An 18,909-nucleotide genomic window follows, 5' to 3' on the forward strand; every position below is an offset into this window, starting at 1 on the left:
ATTGACAGGATTTCGTCGGTGTGACATTCCCGGCATGATGAGTGGCCAGTTGATAGCCGGAGCGTCACCGATTCTGGCGATCAAATACCAGATTGCTGTAATGATTTCTGTTTATGTATTCGCTGTTAATCTGTTTGAAACTTACAATTTTCCTCACATCACGTATATTTTTTGATGAATACGGGATATTGAAGGATCAGGTGTTCCGAAACATACCGGGTGTTTCATGAAGAAATCTGTATGGAAAACGGTTAAGTAGATTATATTTATGTCCTGTTTATCACAAATACAGACATATAAAGAGAAAATCTTTTAAAGTAGTTTACCTTTTCACCTCCCTTGTGCCCGACGATAATATACGTGTCAGTTTGAGCAGGGACCTTACACTTTTTGACATTACTATGATAGGTCTTGCCGGTATGATAGGAGCCGGTATTTTTGCCCTTACCGGCATAGCTACGGGTATAGCGGGTCCGGCAGTGATGCTAGCGTTTCTCTTAAATGGTGTAGTGGCAACCTTTACAGGTCTGGCATACGCTGAACTTGGTTCTGCAATGCCTGAAGCAGGTGGTAGTTACCTGTGGGTAAGGGAAGGCATGGGCAACCATCTGGGTTTTCTTTCCGGCTGGGTTGACTGGGCAGCACATACTATCGCATGTGCCCTGTATGCAGTAACCTTCGGTGCATTCTTTTCAGAACTCATTGTTAATTTCCTGGGATATGAGCAGTTCGATCAGGGAATGCTGATAAAATTATCAGCTCTTGTTATTGTTTCCCTTATGGCTCTCATAAATTTCATGGGGGCCAAAGAAAGTGGTCGTCTAGGTGGTTTTGTCACACTTTTTAAAATTGCGATTCTGGTAGTTTTTGCCGGTTTTGGCATCTATAAAACAATTAGCCAGCCCGACTGGACATTTTCATTTTTCAGTGACCCTTCTTTTGCACCCAATGGTTTTATCGGTATCCTGGTAGCTATGGGTTTGACTTTTATTGCTTTTGAAGGATATGAAATCATAGTACAGAGTGGAGAGGAGGTCAAAAGACCGGAGCATAACATTCCCAAAGCTGTTCTTATCTCCCTGTGGACAGCTGTTATCATTTACATCATAGTCGCTTTTGCTTTGATAGGTGGCATTGAAGTAGGCATTCCCAACTGGATTTATCTGGGTGAACTTGGTGAATTCAGTATGATACGGGTGGCAAACCAGATAGTATCTTTCGGTTCGGTGCTGATTTTGGTGGGAGGTTTCGTTTCCACTATCAGTGCAATGAACGCCACTGTTTATTCCTCTTCCAGGGTGGCTTTTGCTCTGGGAAGAATGGGTTTTTTGCCAAATTCCCTCTCGACTATCAATGAAAAAAGGAGGACGCCTCATTTTGCAATCCTTTTCAGTTACCTGATTATAGCTTCAATGGCGCTGCTTCCCATCGAAACTGTGGCCTCAGCTGCAAATGTGATGTTTTTGATTCTCTTCATTCTGGTCAACGCAGTTCTTATAATTCTCCGTTTCAGGAGGCCTGACCTGAAAAGGGCATTCCGGATGCCTTTTGCACCCTATCTTCCCCTGATTGCAATCGTTGTGCAGATTTTTATTGGCTACTATATGGTAACTGAAATCGAAAATACTGCATTTGTAGTTGCAGTTACTATCCTCTGGGTTATACTGGGTTCTTTCATTTATTTCTCTTACTCAGAGAAGGAGCTTAAAAAACGTGCTTTGGTCAGCCGTAAGAAAATATATGAAAGAAAGCCTGCTCGAGAAGAAGGTTATAAAATACTGGTCCCTGTAAAGGATGAGGAAAGTGCCTTTAAACTTGCATCATTTGCCCGTGACGTGGCAAAGGATAAAGATGGGACAATCCTTTTTTTGAGTGTGATAACCCTGCCTGAACAGACGCCTTTCTCGGCTGCTGATGAGTACCTGCCAGAAAAACAGGAATTTATTCACAGGCTTATCGATTCAGTTGATGTACCTGCAGGAGGTATTATTAAGGTTAGCAGGTCTGCACCTGGCACCATACTGGATACTGTGGAGGAAGAAGAATCCAACATGTTGGTTATGGGATGGAGAGGCCGTACCTTCAGAAAAGACGTTGTTCTTGGCAGTACCATTGACCCATTGTTGCTCAAGGCTCCCTGTGACGTGGTAGTTGCCCGTTTCGAAGCTGACAGGGAATGGAAAGACATGAAAAATATACTCCTTCCCACAGCAGGAGGTCCTCATGCTATTCTTGCAGCAGAGATGGCAAGCAGCCTTGCCAGGAAAGAAAATGGTATTGTCACAATGCTCAATGTTGCTTCTTCGGATGAGGGGAGGAAGGTTGCAACAAAGGTATTCCAGGGAGTTTCCACTCATCTATCGGGAGTGGAAACAGAAAGCAAATTTATTGTTGGTGATGATGCAGTTTCAGTAATTGATGAAGAGGCAAAGAATCAAGATGTTATCTTTTTGGGAGCAACCACCCGTCCATTCCTCAAGAACTTCCTGAGGGGTGTGTTCCCTGAACAGGTCATTCGTGGCACTGATAAAACTGTTATCATGACTCGCAGATGGGTCAAGTTCAGGGATATGCTTAAAAAGAAAGTATAAAAATGTGAAAAGGGCCATTTGACTTTTTTTTCTTTATATTCCAAAAGCCGAACGTGTAAGCACTATAAGTCCCATCAGTAAATTCAGTACAACAAGTCCTCCAATTGCCATTACTCCGTATTTGAGCCATGTGGTATTGAAATCGAATATTGAAAGGGATTGTTGTACAGAATCCATTGTATCGTTTGCTTTTGAAAGTGTCTCTTTTGATTCTTCAAGATTGTCATTCAGGTTGTCCAGTACGGTATTGATGCGTGGTTGCTGGTCGCTATGCACACTTTCCAGGACCTCATGTGCTTCATCAAGTGCTTGAGGGATAATTCCGGGTGTATCCTTCCACACATGGGTAAGCAGCAATTCTTCTTTTTCGATTTTATGCAATTGCCTCTCATAAAGGGATCTTTGGGCCCTGATGTGGTCAAAATTACGCTGGTAGCCATCAAACTTTGTTGCAATGGAAGCTGAAACTCTTGCACCCGCAGGCTGCACTTTTTCCAGAGATAATTTTCCTGAAGATCCTAATGATTTCCTTATAGCGGAAATATTTGCCTCTGTGCTTGCAGGTATTTTGTCTTTTAAGGCCGATACCTCTTCGGTTTTGTAATCCTCTTTTCCTGTGTCGATCTTTGCAAATCGTTTCTCTTCATTTATTTTCAGATCGTCAGGATTAAAGGTTCTTTTAACTTCATCATCATCACTTACTGGCATGAAACTGGATGAATACTGCCTTAACACACCGGATTTTGGAAATTTAAGGTAGTCCGATGCATCAATCATTCCCGCAGGTTGAATTATGTCTTTGTTCTTTTCAAATTTTGCAGCAGGCATTTCTTTCATTACAGATTGCAGGGATGATGCTACCTCATCTTTGCGTTCTATCAGGTCGTTGAAGTAGGCTTTACGTGCAGTTATCCTGTCAAGTTTCAGTTTCTGTGCGGGTTTGAGGTCTGTAATTGATATGGGTACCTTTTCTCTGGTAACAAATAGTTTTTTTGCTTCCGTCAATACTTCTTCACTAACCTCCAGGTTGTCATCAATTCCTCCGAGAACATCTTCTATCATAGGCTGTTCAACGGTATTCAGGCGCTCAAGAACTTCTTTTGCATTGTATATCCCGCTGGTAAGTACTCCCGGTTCCTTGTAGAGAATATCCATTATCTGAGCGTTGATAGCTGCGATTCTTGAAAGGATTTCGAATTTTTCAAGTACATTTTCCATATCTGAAATCATATCCCAGAAATTGAAGGAAAAATCCAAAGGGTCTTCCACACCCAGACTTTGAAGTTGCTGCAACAATTCCTGCTTTTCAACTTTTAATTCATCAAGTCTGTCTTTTTCTTCTTCCCAAAGATCATTTTCTGCTCGCGGGCTCAGCCTTTTTATGGATATGAGTTCTTCTGTTTCCTGAAGGAAAGAATTTAGCTGTTCTCCTACGGATTGGATTGTTGATCCAATTATAGCAATGGATATACCCGCGGCTTCTGCGGCATCCCCGGCAGATTCACTGCTCTCATAAATCGATTTGCCAAGCGTGTATAATCCGCCTGTTGCCACTCCTGCTACTACGTCAACAACATCCCCAAAACTTACCATTTCCACTCCTCCTATAGTTTACGTACTTTTAAAACAATTCAAATCCAAAACAAAGTATAGATTAGATGGTAAATTTATGTTTAATAAGCACCAAAAAGATAACCCTCAAAAACGGAGTAATTAATATTAATCTGTTATATTAATGAAAAATAAATGAGGAGGAATAAATCCGTCGTTCAACGGTAATTTCCCTCACCAGTAACGATTTCTCCTTCTATTGGGGTCCACCCATCCTGATCTCCTTTCAGGGTTATGTGAAGATGTTCATGATACTGGTTGCCGTTCCAGCCGTAGACCCACCAATTGTTCATTCCTATAAAACTCATGGAAATATCTACCGTGTTTTCTGCAGTTGTATTGTACTGTGCATAGATGCGGCTTTCGTATTGGTACGTCTTGGCATTTTCATTTTCATCATTGGGGAATTGGTTTGGAACTTCTTTTATGCTGTATTTTGGTATGAAAGTAACTTCATTTTCCAGAGGATTTTTTGTGTCCAATTCATGATCACTATTCTGGTAGATGCTGAAACCCTCTGGATAGGGAATAGGCGTATCTTCTGAATATTCAGTGGATTCTTTTATTGTACGGTTCAGTCCTTTATCCTGACCTTCTTCTATTGGGACCGGAGTTGAATGGAATTCAGGGTCTATTTTCTGTGCTGTGATTTGCAACATTTTCCCGTGTTTGGTTTCTGTAATGGTACAGTTCCATCCGGTTGGCTTATTAAGATTATTTTCTGATTTAAGGCCCTCTGAAAAAAAAGATTCATTACCATCAGAAGGAAGAGGTAAATACAGGGTCACATTGTGGAGGGGTTGCAATGTTTTAATGCTTATATCATACTGATATTCACTCTGGAAAGTATCTTCGTACATCTGGTTCTGGTGGTTGATCCATAGAACCGAGGCTGCTATAATTAAAATGGTAAATATTAGCAATATTTTAATTAATTTGTTCATAGATGCTTTTAGTAGTATAATTATAAGTTTTTATCTCTTGAAATCCTATATAGGAAGAACAAACATATTTGATTGCTTAAGAATATCTGTTATACAGGAGATACCAATTTATGGACATTTCAAAAAGTTATAAAATATTTGGAATAACCCTGGTGGTTGCATCAACCATTCTTTACTTCTTCCATTACCTGATTTTTCACGACCCACACCACATATTCATATTCCTTGTGAGTGATATAGCATTTGTTCCAATAGAGGTTTTGCTTGTCACGATGATATTACATAAACTGCTTAGTGATATGGAGAGAAGTAAGCGGCTTGAAAAATTGAATATGGTCATCGGTGTTTTTTTCAGCGAAGTGGGAACGAAATTGCTCACTTTCTTTTCAGACGCCGATCCAGGTCTTGAAAATGTTCGAAATCGGCTAATCGTAAGGAAAGACTGGACCGACGAAGATTTTGAGGAAATTACTACATTCCTGCGCAATTATGAATATTCGGTGAATATAGGCAACGTAGACCTTGTCTACCTGCGTGATTTCCTGCGAAAACACCGCAGTTTCATGGCAGGTTTACTTGAAAATCCTTCACTGCTTGAACATGAATCCTTTACGGGTCTATTGCGTGCAGTATTCCACCTGATGGAGGAACTGGTTAATCGTGAGGATTTGCAAAATCTCCCCGAGTCGGATTTCGATCATCTTGGCCTGGATATAGAAAGGGCTTATAGCAGGCTTGTCATAGAATGGCTGGATTACATGAAGTATTTAAAGGACAACCACCCATATCTCTTCTCCCTGGCAATGCGAACCAATCCTTTTGACACAAAGAGCTCTGCAGTAGTCCATTCGTGAAGTGACTGTATTTAGTTTCCAGCTGCGGATAAATAACGAGAGAAAAAAATGAAAATTCTATCAGGAAAGCACCCATCCAGACAAATTACCCTGCTATTCCTGGGAACTTTCTGTGTTTTTCTGGCCCTTTTATCTTTTATTCCCCTGCTGCCACCCATATCTGCAGAACTCAACATTTCCCGCTCAAACCTGGGATGGGTGGCAGGAATTTTCATGATATGTATGGCCTTTTTCCAGATTCCCTTTGGCATGATGTCAGACAGGTTGGGAAGAAAGCCCATGATAATCGGCGGGATATTCATTTTTTCCAGCGGATTATTTGTGACTTCATTTGCTTATTCCTTTCTAACCCTGCTGGGGGCCCGTGCTATTTCAGGAATAGGGGCTGCAATCTTTTTTTCAACCTCATTCACGATGATCGGTGATCTTTATGAATTAAAAGAGAGGGGAAAAGCCATGGGTGTAATAGCCATTGCTGTGGGGTTGGGTACGATTTCCGGATATATAGCCGGGGGGACGCTAGGAGAAGAATACGGATGGCGACTTGTCTTCAAGACACTTTCATTGATCGTTTTTCTTGTATGTGCTATCTTTTTCCTGCTGGAAGAGACTGCTCCTGAGTATCGGGAAGGTACCCATTTCCTGAAACTTATGACCCTGTCAATCAATCTTTTCAAAACCCGCACCATTTTATTTGTGACCTTTATAGCGATGTTCTGCAACATGGCTTCCATCGGTGCCACCTACGTGCTGCCCTTTTTTGCCCAGGACCAGGGTATATCTACATCAACTACCGGTTTATTGTTCGTACCCTTTGCAGCGGTCAGTTCAATAAGTGCTTCAGGTTGCGGCAAATGCTCCGATACAATCGGCCGGAAAAAACCTCTGGTCGCAGTCACGTTCGTGGCAGCGGTAGCTTTACTCCTGTTCTGCAGGATGCCCGTGGACCCTCTGGCAATCGCCCTGAATTTCGCCCTGGTGGGTTTGTGTTTCAGCCCGGTTGTAACACTCACCTCAACCATCCTGGTGGATGAGGTGGTACGTACCGATGCAAGCATACTGGGCACCACGATGAGTACGTTCAATATGATTCGCTGGCTTGGTGCAGCGCTGGGTCCGGTGATAGCAGGGGTGATGCTGGACCAGTACGGTGCACGTGCTTCATTGCTGGTGCTGGCGTTGCTTGTGACGGCGGCGTTTGTGCTGGCGGTGGGGTTGAGGGAGAAGTGGGAGTGAAGGCTGGTTATTTTGCGTGTGGTACAAGAGTGTTGCGTCCTGATTGTAAGCATTTGTTATTTTTTGCTGTGACAGGTGAAATTTTAATTTGGGCCTGGGATTTTGATAGTGAATATTGTTCCCTTTTCTTTTTCACTTTCTACCCAAATATCTCCACCATATCTTTCGATGACCTTTTTTACTATGTATAGGCCAAGTCCTGTATTTCCGGTAGTTCCATGAGTGAAATTTTCATCAAAAATTTTATCGATTACATCATTGTCAATACCGTTTCCATAATCTCTTACACTAATTTGACAATGGTCACTTTTATCAGTTATGACAAATCTCATTTTTTCAGTATTGCCATGTTTAATTGCATTTCTTATAAGATTGTCAAATATAGAATAAATTGCTTCATCCGCTACAATATCTCCATTACCAATGATGTTAAATTCGATCGGATAATTGGAACTTACGTCTTCTATAACTTCACGAACATGGTAAACATCAAGATTTCCACCTTTAGAAATCGTATACTCCAGATTTTTCATATCGTTAACTAATTTTATACTTGCTTCAACCGACATCGTTGCTTTATCAAGATAATTAAAATCATTTTTTTCCTTTGATAGATATATTGCCATTTGAATGACATTTAGGAAATTCAATACATCATGTCTCAATATCTTGTTAATTACATACAAAAAATCTTTTATTTCTGTTTGGCGCAGTTCTATCTTTTTTCTCTCATCTATGGAATGGATTATTATTACGTACCCACTAATTTTTTCAGGATCTTCCTTTATTGGAGAAACACTAAGTTCAACAAAAACCTTGTTGTGATTAGCGGAAATAAACAGCATTTCTTTGTTCTTCAGGGGATATTGAGATCTATGTTCAGAAACCCTGAACGTTTCATTATCAGTGTCCTGTATTATTTCTTCAAAATACAATACCTCATCTACCGGTCTATCAATCATATCCTTTTCATTTCCGGTAAAAGAAATTGCATTTTGGTTTGTTAACACAACATTGAAATTTGCATCTGTTACAATTACGGGATCTGTTATATTTTGTAGTGTAACTCTGAATCTCTCGATTTGGTATTCTAAGTCCCGATTTGTTTTTACAAGATCGCGTTGAGTATTTACCAACTCATTATTCAGCTGCGAAATTTGGTTATAGATTTCATTGTCATCCATGATTATCCTAGTACTAAACATATTTCATTAATTCGTTTACTTTATTGAAATGAATGGCGACTACAAATTGATCTGTAACCACCTATCTTTTCTTCACATATTTCTATATGTTTTTCGTTATCAACCATTATTTTATCAAGATTTGAGAAGAATGAATCTATGTCTTTATCGGCAATTACTTCATCTACTGATTTAAAAACTTTTACCATTTTTATCGATAAATACGCTTTTCGTGCTAGTTTCAGGTACTTTAAAATTTCCTGAAAAATTTCCGGTACATCCAGTCCTTTAAAATCAATATCTTCTTCAGGGAGGCCGGGAGGTTTTTTATCCGGAAAAGCTTTGCCGATTTCTTCAAACCACTTGGCAAGTAAATTCACGTGTTTTTCTGTAGCAATTGCCATCATTTCTAATTCTTCATCTGAATTATCATCGATTTCGATGAGTGCTTCCCATATGCTTAATTGAACCATTTCCGTTTCTATCCAGTAGAATTTTTCAAGCATTGAGATGAGTGCTTTTTCTTCTCCTATAGTCATCAAACCATCCTGCACATTTTGGCATATGAAAACCACTTACATTGACCTAACAAATTGAAGGATATTTCATTCAAACAATTCATTTGCTACTTCCATGGATTGTTGTGCATCTGGAGCGCTAAGATCTGCACCGACCTTTTCCCATAAATCAGGGTCTATGTTAAAAGGATGCCCTCCTACCATGATTTTTGTATCATCTAAGTCTTTTGACCGTCTCAGGTCTTCAATCAGGTTCTTTAGCTTATGGACATTGATCGAAAGAGTGGCAGAAATAATAACCAATTGAGCATTTGTATCTTTGACCATCTGAATTATGCTTGATGCGGGTGTGTTTGCTCCCAGATAGTAACTATCCCAACCATCCATCTCGAAAAAATCAGCAACCATTCTGATACCCAACTCATGTAATTCACTACCTATACAGGTAGCTATTACAGTATGTCCATTCTTTTGTTGTGTCATTATTCTGGGATAAAGCTGGGACATTATGTTCTGCGTAGAAGCGGTTATATAGTGTTCTTTAGCCACACTGATCTTATTTGTTTGCCATAGTCTGCCCACTTCATACTGCGAAGGTTGAAATATGTTGAGGTAAATATCTTTTATGGATGCACCTTCCTCCAATATTTCAAATATTAAGTATGATGCTTCCTTTTTTTGCCCTTCAGTCAAAAGGTCAAGATATTGTCCGGCTAATTCTCCATATTCTGTACTCTTATCAATGTAGGAGGGAGAAAAGGTATCTTCATTTTTGAATGCCATCAGGCCTGCATCCAAATATTCAAAAACAACACTTATATCTTCTTTTGTAATCTGGCCCTGTGAAGCACATTCAGATATAACTTCTTTTATAATTTCAATATTTGTAATCAAATATTTTTCATGAATTCCCAGATTGCTCATCAATACCTTTACCCATTGCATGTAGTCTAAAAAAAGAGTTTTGCTACAAAGGCAAATTGATTCTCCCAGATAAAAAATATGATATTTGCAATCCTGCAAAGAAAACTTTTTGCCTTTCTCACCATATTTTGAATATAATTCAGACTGTCTGGAATATTGTATTTCTACAGTTTTTTCTGCAAGCATGCTGCAATTGTTATAGAGGAATTGACCGATTGCTGTACATTTTAATGGAATGTTATTGTTTTGTGGCATATTTCTCCATATGAATTAGTCATTCAGGTGTTTAATTGGAATAACCATTCAATTTAGCATTTTTAGCAAGTATCCCATATAAATATGAACAGCCAAATTATTTTATCTATTTTGTCTTTTATAAGAATTAATTCATATATTAGACTTGTGATTAGCAAGATGAACATTTTCCATATCGTATTACTATACAGCAAGTTGCTTTTTGTGAACCTTTCTGACCCTTGTTTATAATATAATAATCTCAGTGTTAAATTTATAAATTAGTTAGAAAGGAAAAGTTTAATATAGTTAATCTAATATAATATTTTTAAGTAGTTGATTTTTGTTTTTTCATAAGATATGTGGAGTGGAAATTGATTTTATTTAAAAAACCTTCGATTGATACTGCATTATTTGATCTGTGGGAAGATAATATTGCAATTATCTCTCCCGATGGCATAATTATTTACACGAATAAAAGCTGGAAACAGTTTGCTCAAGACAATGGTCTGGATCCATTAGAATGTAGTGAGGGTACCAATTACCTGCAAATATGTGATAAAGCAATCGGGGAATTTTCAAGTGAATCATCCATTGCAGGTGAAGGTATAAGGGACATAATATCTGGAAAAAAACATATTTTTAAGCTTGAGTATCCCTGTCACAGTCCGGATGAAAAACGCTGGTTTTTACTAAAAGTAACCCCACTCTCAAAAACATATCCTACGGATGTTTTTATACAGCATATCGACATCACTGAGAGGAAAGAAGCTGAATTGCTGGCAAAGAAAGAACAAAGGCAGTTAAAAAAGGCACAATCTATCGGGAATATGGGAAGCTGGCAATTTAATCTCAATACCGGTACTATAACTATTTCAGAAGAAGCTTGCAGAATATATGGACTCGAGATTGGTAAAATTTATACCATCACAGAAGTGCAAAAAATTCCTCTTCCTGAATACAGACCAATGTTAGATGATGCACTGGAGAAACTTGTTAAAGGGGAACGGGAATACGATGTTGAATTCAAAATAAAAAGGCCCAGTGATGGTCGTATTGTCGATATACATTCAGTTGCCGAATATGATTCACAAAATAATACTGTTACAGGTATTATTAAGGACATAACAGATAGCAAGAAATCTGAAGCACAAATCCTGAAAAATGAACAAGAACTTGATGCGATCTACCAAAACGCTCCCGTTATAATGATGCTGGTGGATAAAGAAAGACGAGTTCGCAAAATAAATGATTCGGGAGCTAAGTTTGCAGGCGAATATCCAGATGAACTTATTGGAATGCGAGGTGGTGAAGCTTTAAGGTGTATTCATTATCTTGATGATCCAAAAGGTTGTGGATTTGGACCTTTCTGTGATGAATGTACTGTTCGAAACACAGTAATGGATACTTTTGCTACGGGTCAATCCCATGAAATGGTAGAAGCTACACTCCCTTTTTTACTGGATGGTAAAAATAAAGAATTGACATTTCTTCTTTCGACATCCCTCATTCATTTTGAGAAAGAACCGATGGTTCTGGTTAGCATTCTGGATATTACTGCACGTAAAGAAAGTGAAGCTAAATTCAAAAGTTACATTAACAACGCTCCGGATGGCATTTTTATAACTGACAAAAATGGTTATTATGTAGATGTCAACCCTGCTGCCTGCGAAATTACAGGTTATTCAGAGGATGAATTACTTGGAATGAATCTGCTGGACCTACTGCCTCATGATATCCATGAATATGTAATTAATAAGTTTGAAGATGTAAAAAATAAAGGAAAAGCAGACATTGAAATCCCATATTTGACTAAAGAGGGAGACAGAAGGTGATGGAGGGTTACAGCTGCTGCTTTGTCCGAAAATAGGGTAATTGGGTTTGTAAAAGATATAACCAAACAAAAAAGCACAGAATCAGATCTTTCTGAAGCACTAAATCGTTCCCAACAAAAAGAAAAAGAAATCACTGAACTTTTGAATTCTACCACTGCCATTCTGGAAATTGACGATTTCGAGGTGGTGGCAAGAAAGATACTTGATGCGTGTTCAAGGCTCATAAGTGCACAAGCAGGTTATGTGGCTCTGTTCTCAGATTCAGGGAAAGAAACTGAATACCTTTTCCTAGAAGATATAGATATACCTTGCTCTTTGGATCCAAATACACCCATTCCACTTAGAGGTCTGCGAGCAAAAGTATATGAGACAGGTGAAGTGGTTTATGAGAATAACTTCATGGCAAGTGAATGGGTCAAATATATGCCTGAGGGTCATATGGTTTTACCAAACGTTCTTTTCTCTCCATTAAACATAGAGGGTAAAACAGTAGGGTTACTGGGTTTTGGCTATAAAGACGGTGATTTCACAGAACATGACGCCAGGCTTGCAAAAACATTTGGTGAGCATGCTGCTATTGCCCTGCGAAATAGCAGGAATTTTGAATTATTGAAGAAAAGTGAGCAGCGTTACAGATCCATCTTTGAGACGGCTGCAAACCTGATAACGTCTGTAGATTCAAAGGGCATAATTGTGGATTGCAATAACCAGATCAAAAACTTCCTTGGTTATGAGAAAGATGAGATAATCGGACATCCAATGTCAAAAATACTCCATCCTGATTATCACGACAAAGCTTTTGGATCTCTTCAAAGAATCATTGTAACTGGATATTCTAAGGATAAAGAGTACAAGATGGTCAAAAAGAACGGTGAACTTATTGATGCAATTATAAATTCATCAGGTATCAATAAAAGTGCTGAAGGATATGAAAGAATAAACTGTATCATTAGTGATATAACTGAACGTAATCAAAATTTGCAAAGGATAAATTTTCTTACCGACACACTACGCTGTATACGTGATGTCAACCAGACAATTGTAAAAGAATCAAATCCAGATGATTTGTTACAGGGAATTTGTGATAGTCTGGTTAGATATAACACTTATACTAATGTTTGGTTATGTCTTTTTGACGAAAACAAAAAAATAAATATAATCAAAGAAAGTGGCTTCAGCGATAAATTTGAAGAATTTGTTCATAGTCTCAAGAATGTTGGTTTACCATATTGTGTCCAACGTGTTTTGAAAGAGCGTGACTATATCATTTTAGATAATCCTGTTAATGAATGTATAGATTGTCCGCTTAAAGATGAAAAAAATGGTACAGCTATTTTTGTATCGAAATTACAATATGGCCCTAAAGAATATGGAATAATTTCATTATCTATACCTGAAAAACATGCAAATGATGAAGAGATAATTTCTTTATCTAAAGAAGTAGTTGGTGACATTTCCTTTTCTCTTTACAATTTAGAACTGGAGGCAACGAGACAAAAAGGGGAAGAATCATTAATTGAAGGAAGGATTGTGGCTGAAGAAGCCAATCGTACTAAATCCGAATTTCTTGCCAACATGAGCCATGAATTGCGCACTCCTCTAAACTCGGTCATTGGTTTTTCTCAGGTACTGGAGACGAACTCATCTAATCATCTTGACGATAAAGAACAGAAATATGTAAAAAATATTTATGAAAGTGGAAGCCATTTGTTAGAATTGATTAATAATATCCTTGACATTTCAAAAGTTGAATCTGGCAAAATGGATTATCTGCCCGAAACAGTGAATCTTACAGAAATAATTGATGATACAATAGTCCTTGTCGAGCCTATGGCAAAAAAGAAATCAGTAGATTTACACTTAAATATAAAATCTGAAGATCTGGAAATACATGTTGATAGATTGAAATTTAAAGAAATAATGTATAATTTGTTGAGTAATGCCATTAAATTTACACCTGAAAAAGGTACGGTCTCTGTTAATTCTAAATGTGTGAATAAAAATTTTCAAATCTCGGTTTCAGATACCGGAATTGGTGTGCCCAAAGAGAAATTTGAAAGTATATTTGATCCTTTCAAACAGGTAGATTCGACTTCTTCCCGTTCTTTTGGCGGAACTGGTCTTGGACTTGCTCTTGTGAGAAAATATGTGGAGATGCATGGTGGAGAAATCTGGGTTGAAAGTGAAGTTGGAGTTGGCAGTACTTTTACTTTCACACTACCATTTGCTTGATAAAAAGATATTTTATCTGGCAACAATTGCTATATTTAGCGCTTTGCCGAATACCATGATACAAAAAAGTAATACCATGGATGACATAAATAAAAGGCAAATCAAACCCATTATTTGATAATTTACACCCCGGTTCGAGTTATTATTCGTTGAATTTGATTTGTTTTTTTGAATAATAAACTCCTTTTCTCCCATACTATACATAATAATGTTGGTAATTGTGATTTTATTAAATGAGTTTACGATTATTTACAATTATATCTTAGTTATTTTTGAAGGTTAGTGTTTTCAATATTTTGTTCTCAATATCTATGATTGAAAGAGAACTTACTATAATTGCTGTAACTACAATTATTGTAACAATCATAAAATCATCCCTCATTTTATATTTGATCTGATAGCTGAGAATATGTTATAAAAAATTTATACATATTTATATAAGTATACACATCCAAAACAATATACTCTGGCATCAAAAGTAAGTGAAGCAATTGACGTTAAGGTCCAGGTATAAAAAGTTGAAAATACAAGTCCTGCCATACAAACCTGTCGCTATGTTTAATTGTAATAAATTAGAATATCAAATTGTGGTTGGAATTGGAGGGGAACAAAGATGAGACAAGGGGAATTCTATAAGAATAATGAAACTGGCAAGATTGGGAAAATTGTAGAAACAAGCCCACTGGCAATTTTTTTAAAAATAGATGGTAATTTTGTCGAATTTGAGAGGGATATATTTTTGGATTATTGGTCCAGAGTCAAGGACGAATCGGAATACGAATTGGAACTTACTCTGTTATATGATGAAATATGCCAGATCGCAGACAAGCAGAATGTGGACACCAAAAAATTAATAACCTATCTAAATAATCTGTCCGAAAAGCAAAGTAATTCTTAACTTTTTGGAATCAATAGTTAGTCAATTTTTTGATGGAAAAGGTAGATTGAATGTTCCTATTCAATCTTCACAATTGTCCATTGTATAACACAGGGGTCTATGTTTAACCCCTTTTACCCGTGTAGGTCCTTCATTTTTCATACCGATTTTTATTGCAACTTTCCTCGAAGCAATGTTGTCCTTATGTGAAAAAGCGATGAACTGTTTGCAATCCAGTTTGCGGCAAGCGTGATGCAAGAATATTTGGATAGCTTCGGTTGCAAATCCCTGGTTCCAGTGTTTTGGTAAAATGGACCAGTAAACCTGCTATGCTCCCTTGTCAGGGTCAGGAAGCATTCCAACAGAACCGACAAATTCATCACTGCTCTTTTTTGCAACAGTATAGGCATAGACCTCATCTGGTTCATCGTAATTTTCCATTGTTTTATGGAAAAACCTGCGGGTATCTTTATAGGATACCGGTTTTTTACTGAAGAAAAAATATTTTGTAGCTTTATCATTTGAGATAAACCTGTAGAAACCAGCAAAATCTTTCTCCTCCAGCGGCCTTATGACAAGCCTTTTGGATTCTATGATTTCATGTATTCTTGCTGGCATGGGCATACACATGGGTCAAAGACTTATGTGTTTTACTGTTGCTGATATCAAATGCAATTATATTGCAATGTGTAAAATATGGCGAAAAACTAATGAAATAGATTATTGATTATATCACATGAGCTTTGATAACCCTGGTTTTTTCGAAAAGTTGCGAATGGAAGTGCTCTGGAACCGTCTGGGAAGTTTCCGCTATAAGCAATATATTCAGGGTCTACAGTTGAAGGGTGATGAAAATATTCTGGATTTTGGATGCGGAGGAGGCGCGGCTTCCAAGCATATAGCAGAAGCCCTTTCAGACAGCGGCAATCTGGTTTGCATTGACACCTCAGCCTTTTGGATGGAGAAAGCAAAAAAAAGAATGAAGGATTTTTCAAATGTTGAATTTATCTGTGAAAGGATCGAGGATGCAAATCTGCCTGATGATTATTTTGATTCTGTTTTTATCCATTTTGTCCTCCATGACATTGATGAAAATGACAGGCAGGAAATATTAAACTCCCTTGCATTCAAACTTAAGAAAAACGGTCTTATTTACATCAGGGAACCAACAAAAAATGATCATGGTATGTCCCCTGTAGAAATAGTAGAACACATGAAAAAAGCAGGCCTTGCAGAACTTTCCGGCATGCATGGGGAGTATTTCAGGTGGCCCCATTATACCGGAGTTTTCCGTAAGTAAAAAGTAAATTTATGCCTGTGATATGAAAATACACAGGCAGAAATCTTCGGGAATTAGTCGAGCAGTTCTTTTCCGGCAGTTTTTGCCTCATCCATTAATTCCGTGTTATCTTTAACTGCTCCGGGCTCGTAGTAACCGGCACCAAGCAATGTATTCCTGATTTCCATCCCGAAAAACTGGTTCATCAGTCCCCCGAACTCGTCAAATACCGGTTTGTACTGGTTCTTTTCAGGGAACCCCTGGGAACCCACCAGTACAAGTTTCTTTCCGGCATTGATACGGGGAGAGAAATCCGGGTTAATCAGGGAATAGAACCTGTCTATGAATGAACGTGCCTGACCCGTGAACTGGCCGAAATAGATGGGTGAGCCAAAAACAATACCATCAGCATCTATGATTGCATCCAGGGCTTTTTCCATGTCGTCTTCAAGTTTGCATCTTTCGTGGACCTTACAGTAGCCACATGCCTGACATCCGGTGAAATCCATCTCATTTATATTGAACTTCCTGACATCAGCCCCGTTCTCGGAGGCACCATCAAGAACTTGCTGTACGAGTACATCTGTATTCCCATCTTTACGTGGGCTTCCTACAAAACCTACAACTTTCATTGTTCCACATCCATCTGGCTTTAATAATTATTTTCAGTTTCCTTTAGAAACATTATGTGGTGTGTAAGTATGTGCTCATATACTTAAGTGTTTATTCATGCACATACTTCTGTTTGATATAAACTATCAGTTTTTTATTTTCAGAAAACGCTGGATTATCTTTTTAAATAACAGTACTCATCTTATTATATCAATAAAACTATCGAATATAAGGGAGTGTCAATATGGGAGTAGAAGATGTAATGAAAGAGGTCTCTGAGGAACTTGAGAGACTTGTCAGCACTAAAACCGTTGTAGGCGAAGCGATGGAAGCAGGTGGAAAAACTATCATACCCATCAGCAAAGTGTCCTTTGGCTTTGGTAGCGGCGGTGGTGAAGGTAAGAAAAGTGCAACCGAATCGAGCTTTGGTGGTGGCGGCGGTGCAGGTGCAAAAATAGAGCCTGTTGCATTTCTTGTTATATCTGAAGAAGATGTCAGGTTGCTGAAATTGTCCAGTAAGGGGGACATAGATAAACTAATTGAATCCGTACCGGAAATTATCGGAAAGATAAAAGACATGAAGGGTAAGATGAAATCTTCCGATAAACCCAGTGAAACACAAGAAGAAAGTTCGACAGAAGAGGAAAAGAACTGATCTTCTCCTGTCGATAAATAAGGGTTTACAGGTCTATGTGGCCTACAATTCTTTTTTTTGTTTTATTATTACTGCTGTTAGTGATATTTGTAATATTTTTTGCAGCGTTTGATCTGGTATTCAGTTTCAAAATCGACAAAAACGGATATAGAGGCAATTTAAGGGTAAGTTTCTTACGCTTATCCAGAGTCATCAGTATCGAGGATTCCAAAAAGGAAGAAGTAACAGAGTCCTTTGCTGTTGCAGGTAGGGCCGACAAATCTAATAGCGCAACAGTTAAGAAAGTTTCATCGTTTATATCGGTATTTCATGATATTAAGTTTCCTCTTCTAAGGTTGATGAATGATACCTTAAGAGCTATCCGGTTTCGCAGTTTTTCCTTTAACCTTAAATGGGGTTTTTCTGATCCTGCAGCTACGGGTATTACTTGCGGGTTTTTGTATGCAATACTCTCGATAATCAATACCAGAGCTATCCATTGTGATTATCAAATCTTGCCCCTGTTCGATGAAGAAAAACTCGAAATGGATTCAAAGGCATCTTTGCGTTTTCGGTTTTACAGATTTGTTCCAGGAATTATTCGTTTTACCACAAAAAAAACAGTCCTCAAAAATCTTTGGATTTTGCTAAGAAAGAATTATTGAATAATTTGGACCCTAAAATAAGATAAAGAAATTATACTCTGTTTATTGGGAGGGGACCTTGACAGGGCAAGGTCACACTTCCTCTCCAAATGGGATTTAACAGGGTCGGATTTAATTTAATTACTTTAGTACCCACCGGTATTTTCATCATCCTCAGTACCGGAATCTGTAGTATTCTCCCCTACAATAACTGTACCTGTCATTGAGGGATGTATGGTACATTCATAATCATAGGTTCCGGCTTCATCAAATGTATAAGTGAAAATTTCCCCCTGGCCCAGGTTACCGGAATCAAAATCCTGGCCTGTTACTGTATGTGTGGCTGAATCTTCATTGGTCCATGTAACAGTATCCCCAACTGATACCTGTATGGTAGCTGGTTTGAACTGGATATCTTCCATAATCACATTGGTCGTTTCTACAGCTTCGCCGCTTTCTTCTGCTTCGTTACCGGATTGCTGATACCCAGCACATCCTATAGCTAGAAATACAGCTATTAGCACTACTAAAATCATAGATACTTTCTTCATTACACTACCCCTGAAATATTAATTTAAAAATCAATGTTGATAAGTCTTTTTCTTGATTTTGCGGAAAATCTGTTTTTGTACAATTTTAACATAATTAAATCAGTACTTATTTATTGATACTGAATCACAGTAAAAGACAGTTGGTATTC

At 38.1% G+C, this 18,909-nt stretch carries 17 protein-coding genes and 1 pseudogene; 10 read left to right on the forward strand and 8 right to left on the reverse strand.

Features of this window, described 5'->3' with window-relative positions:
* The first annotated feature begins 37 nt into the window (after positions 1-37).
* Both MMAH_RS10835 and MMAH_RS04550 read left to right on the forward strand, forming a co-directional pair.
* The gene (locus MMAH_RS10835; RefSeq protein ID WP_394295764.1) at positions 38-175 is read left to right on the forward strand and encodes an ABC transporter permease; all 138 of its coding nucleotides are present in this window, start codon (positions 38-40) and stop codon (positions 173-175) included.
* A gap of 166 nt (positions 176-341) precedes the next feature.
* Positions 342-2,591: an amino acid permease gene (locus MMAH_RS04550; RefSeq protein ID WP_013037367.1), complete on the forward strand. Its 2,250-nt coding sequence runs from the start codon at positions 342-344 to the stop codon at positions 2,589-2,591.
* Positions 2,592-2,624: 33 nt separating this feature from the next.
* Here MMAH_RS04550 and MMAH_RS04555 read toward each other — a convergent pair whose 3' ends face one another.
* Both MMAH_RS04555 and MMAH_RS04560 read right to left on the reverse strand, forming a co-directional pair.
* Complete coding sequence (locus MMAH_RS04555) at positions 2,625-4,184, reverse strand: hypothetical protein (protein WP_013037368.1); 1,560 nt, start codon at positions 4,182-4,184, stop codon at positions 2,625-2,627.
* A gap of 176 nt (positions 4,185-4,360) precedes the next feature.
* A complete protein-coding gene (locus MMAH_RS04560) occupies positions 4,361-5,146 on the reverse strand; it encodes a hypothetical protein (protein WP_013037369.1) in 786 nt (261 codons plus the stop codon).
* 110 nt (positions 5,147-5,256) lie between these two features.
* Here MMAH_RS04560 and MMAH_RS04565 point away from each other — a divergent pair, with 110 nt between their 5' ends.
* Entirely contained in the window at positions 5,257-6,000 is a 744-nt protein-coding gene (locus MMAH_RS04565) for a hypothetical protein (RefSeq protein WP_013037370.1), read from the forward strand.
* Positions 6,001-6,048: 48 nt separating this feature from the next.
* Positions 6,049-7,236 (forward strand): MFS transporter, encoded by a 1,188-nt coding sequence (locus tag MMAH_RS04570; protein ID WP_013037371.1) that lies wholly within the window; start codon positions 6,049-6,051, stop codon positions 7,234-7,236.
* Between the two features lie 83 nt (positions 7,237-7,319).
* On the opposite strand, the gene MMAH_RS04575 is transcribed toward MMAH_RS04570, so the two are convergent.
* From MMAH_RS04575 to MMAH_RS04585, 3 genes are all read right to left on the reverse strand, one after another.
* Positions 7,320-8,420 carry an ATP-binding protein gene (locus tag MMAH_RS04575; protein ID WP_013037372.1) on the reverse strand — a complete coding sequence of 367 codons (1,101 nt, stop codon included), beginning with the start codon at positions 8,418-8,420 and terminating at the stop codon, positions 7,320-7,322.
* 41 nt (positions 8,421-8,461) lie between these two features.
* Positions 8,462-8,959 (reverse strand): hypothetical protein, encoded by a 498-nt coding sequence (locus tag MMAH_RS04580; protein ID WP_013037373.1) that lies wholly within the window; start codon positions 8,957-8,959, stop codon positions 8,462-8,464.
* Between the two features lie 66 nt (positions 8,960-9,025).
* Entirely contained in the window at positions 9,026-9,883 is an 858-nt protein-coding gene (locus tag MMAH_RS04585; RefSeq protein ID WP_172632575.1) for a cobalamin B12-binding domain-containing protein, read from the reverse strand.
* Between the two features lie 587 nt (positions 9,884-10,470).
* Between MMAH_RS04585 and MMAH_RS04590 the strand changes: the two genes are divergently transcribed.
* The 3 genes from MMAH_RS04590 to MMAH_RS04600 all read left to right on the forward strand — a co-directional run bounded on the left by MMAH_RS04590 (position 10,471) and on the right by MMAH_RS04600 (position 15,061).
* The gene (locus tag MMAH_RS04590) at positions 10,471-11,931 is read left to right on the forward strand and encodes a PAS domain-containing protein (protein ID WP_013037375.1); all 1,461 of its coding nucleotides are present in this window, start codon (positions 10,471-10,473) and stop codon (positions 11,929-11,931) included.
* A 21-nt stretch (positions 11,932-11,952) separates the two neighbouring features.
* Positions 11,953-14,163 carry a sensor histidine kinase gene (locus MMAH_RS10215; protein WP_013037376.1) on the forward strand — a complete coding sequence of 737 codons (2,211 nt, stop codon included), beginning with the start codon at positions 11,953-11,955 and terminating at the stop codon, positions 14,161-14,163.
* A gap of 613 nt (positions 14,164-14,776) precedes the next feature.
* On the forward strand, positions 14,777-15,061 hold the full coding sequence (locus MMAH_RS04600; protein WP_013037378.1) for a hypothetical protein: 285 nt from the start codon (positions 14,777-14,779) through the stop codon (positions 15,059-15,061).
* A gap of 60 nt (positions 15,062-15,121) precedes the next feature.
* On the opposite strand, the pseudogene MMAH_RS10665 reads toward MMAH_RS04600, so the two are convergent.
* A pseudogene (locus MMAH_RS10665) lies at positions 15,122-15,670 on the reverse strand (GNAT family N-acetyltransferase).
* Positions 15,671-15,776: 106 nt separating this feature from the next.
* Here MMAH_RS10665 and MMAH_RS04610 point away from each other — a divergent pair.
* Complete coding sequence (locus MMAH_RS04610) at positions 15,777-16,340, forward strand: class I SAM-dependent methyltransferase (RefSeq protein WP_013037379.1); 564 nt, start codon at positions 15,777-15,779, stop codon at positions 16,338-16,340.
* 53 nt (positions 16,341-16,393) lie between these two features.
* Here MMAH_RS04610 and MMAH_RS04615 read toward each other — a convergent pair whose 3' ends face one another.
* Positions 16,394-16,951, reverse strand: a complete 558-nt coding sequence (locus MMAH_RS04615) for a flavodoxin family protein (RefSeq protein ID WP_013037380.1) — start codon at positions 16,949-16,951, stop codon at positions 16,394-16,396.
* Positions 16,952-17,175: 224 nt separating this feature from the next.
* On the opposite strand from MMAH_RS04615, the gene MMAH_RS04620 reads away from it, so the two are divergent.
* Complete coding sequence (locus MMAH_RS04620; protein ID WP_013037381.1) at positions 17,176-17,586, forward strand: GerW family sporulation protein; 411 nt, start codon at positions 17,176-17,178, stop codon at positions 17,584-17,586.
* 80 nt (positions 17,587-17,666) lie between these two features.
* Positions 17,667-18,230 carry a DUF2953 domain-containing protein gene (locus tag MMAH_RS04625; RefSeq protein WP_172632576.1) on the forward strand — a complete coding sequence of 188 codons (564 nt, stop codon included), beginning with the start codon at positions 17,667-17,669 and terminating at the stop codon, positions 18,228-18,230.
* Between the two features lie 125 nt (positions 18,231-18,355).
* Here the strand turns inward: MMAH_RS04625 and MMAH_RS04630 are convergent, their stop codons facing one another.
* On the reverse strand, positions 18,356-18,760 hold the full coding sequence (locus MMAH_RS04630) for a cupredoxin domain-containing protein (protein WP_013037383.1): 405 nt from the start codon (positions 18,758-18,760) through the stop codon (positions 18,356-18,358).
* Positions 18,761-18,909: the final 149 nt, after the last annotated feature.

This window comes from Methanohalophilus mahii DSM 5219 (assembly GCF_000025865.1).
Taxonomy (GTDB): Archaea; Halobacteriota; Methanosarcinia; order Methanosarcinales; family Methanosarcinaceae; genus Methanohalophilus; species Methanohalophilus mahii.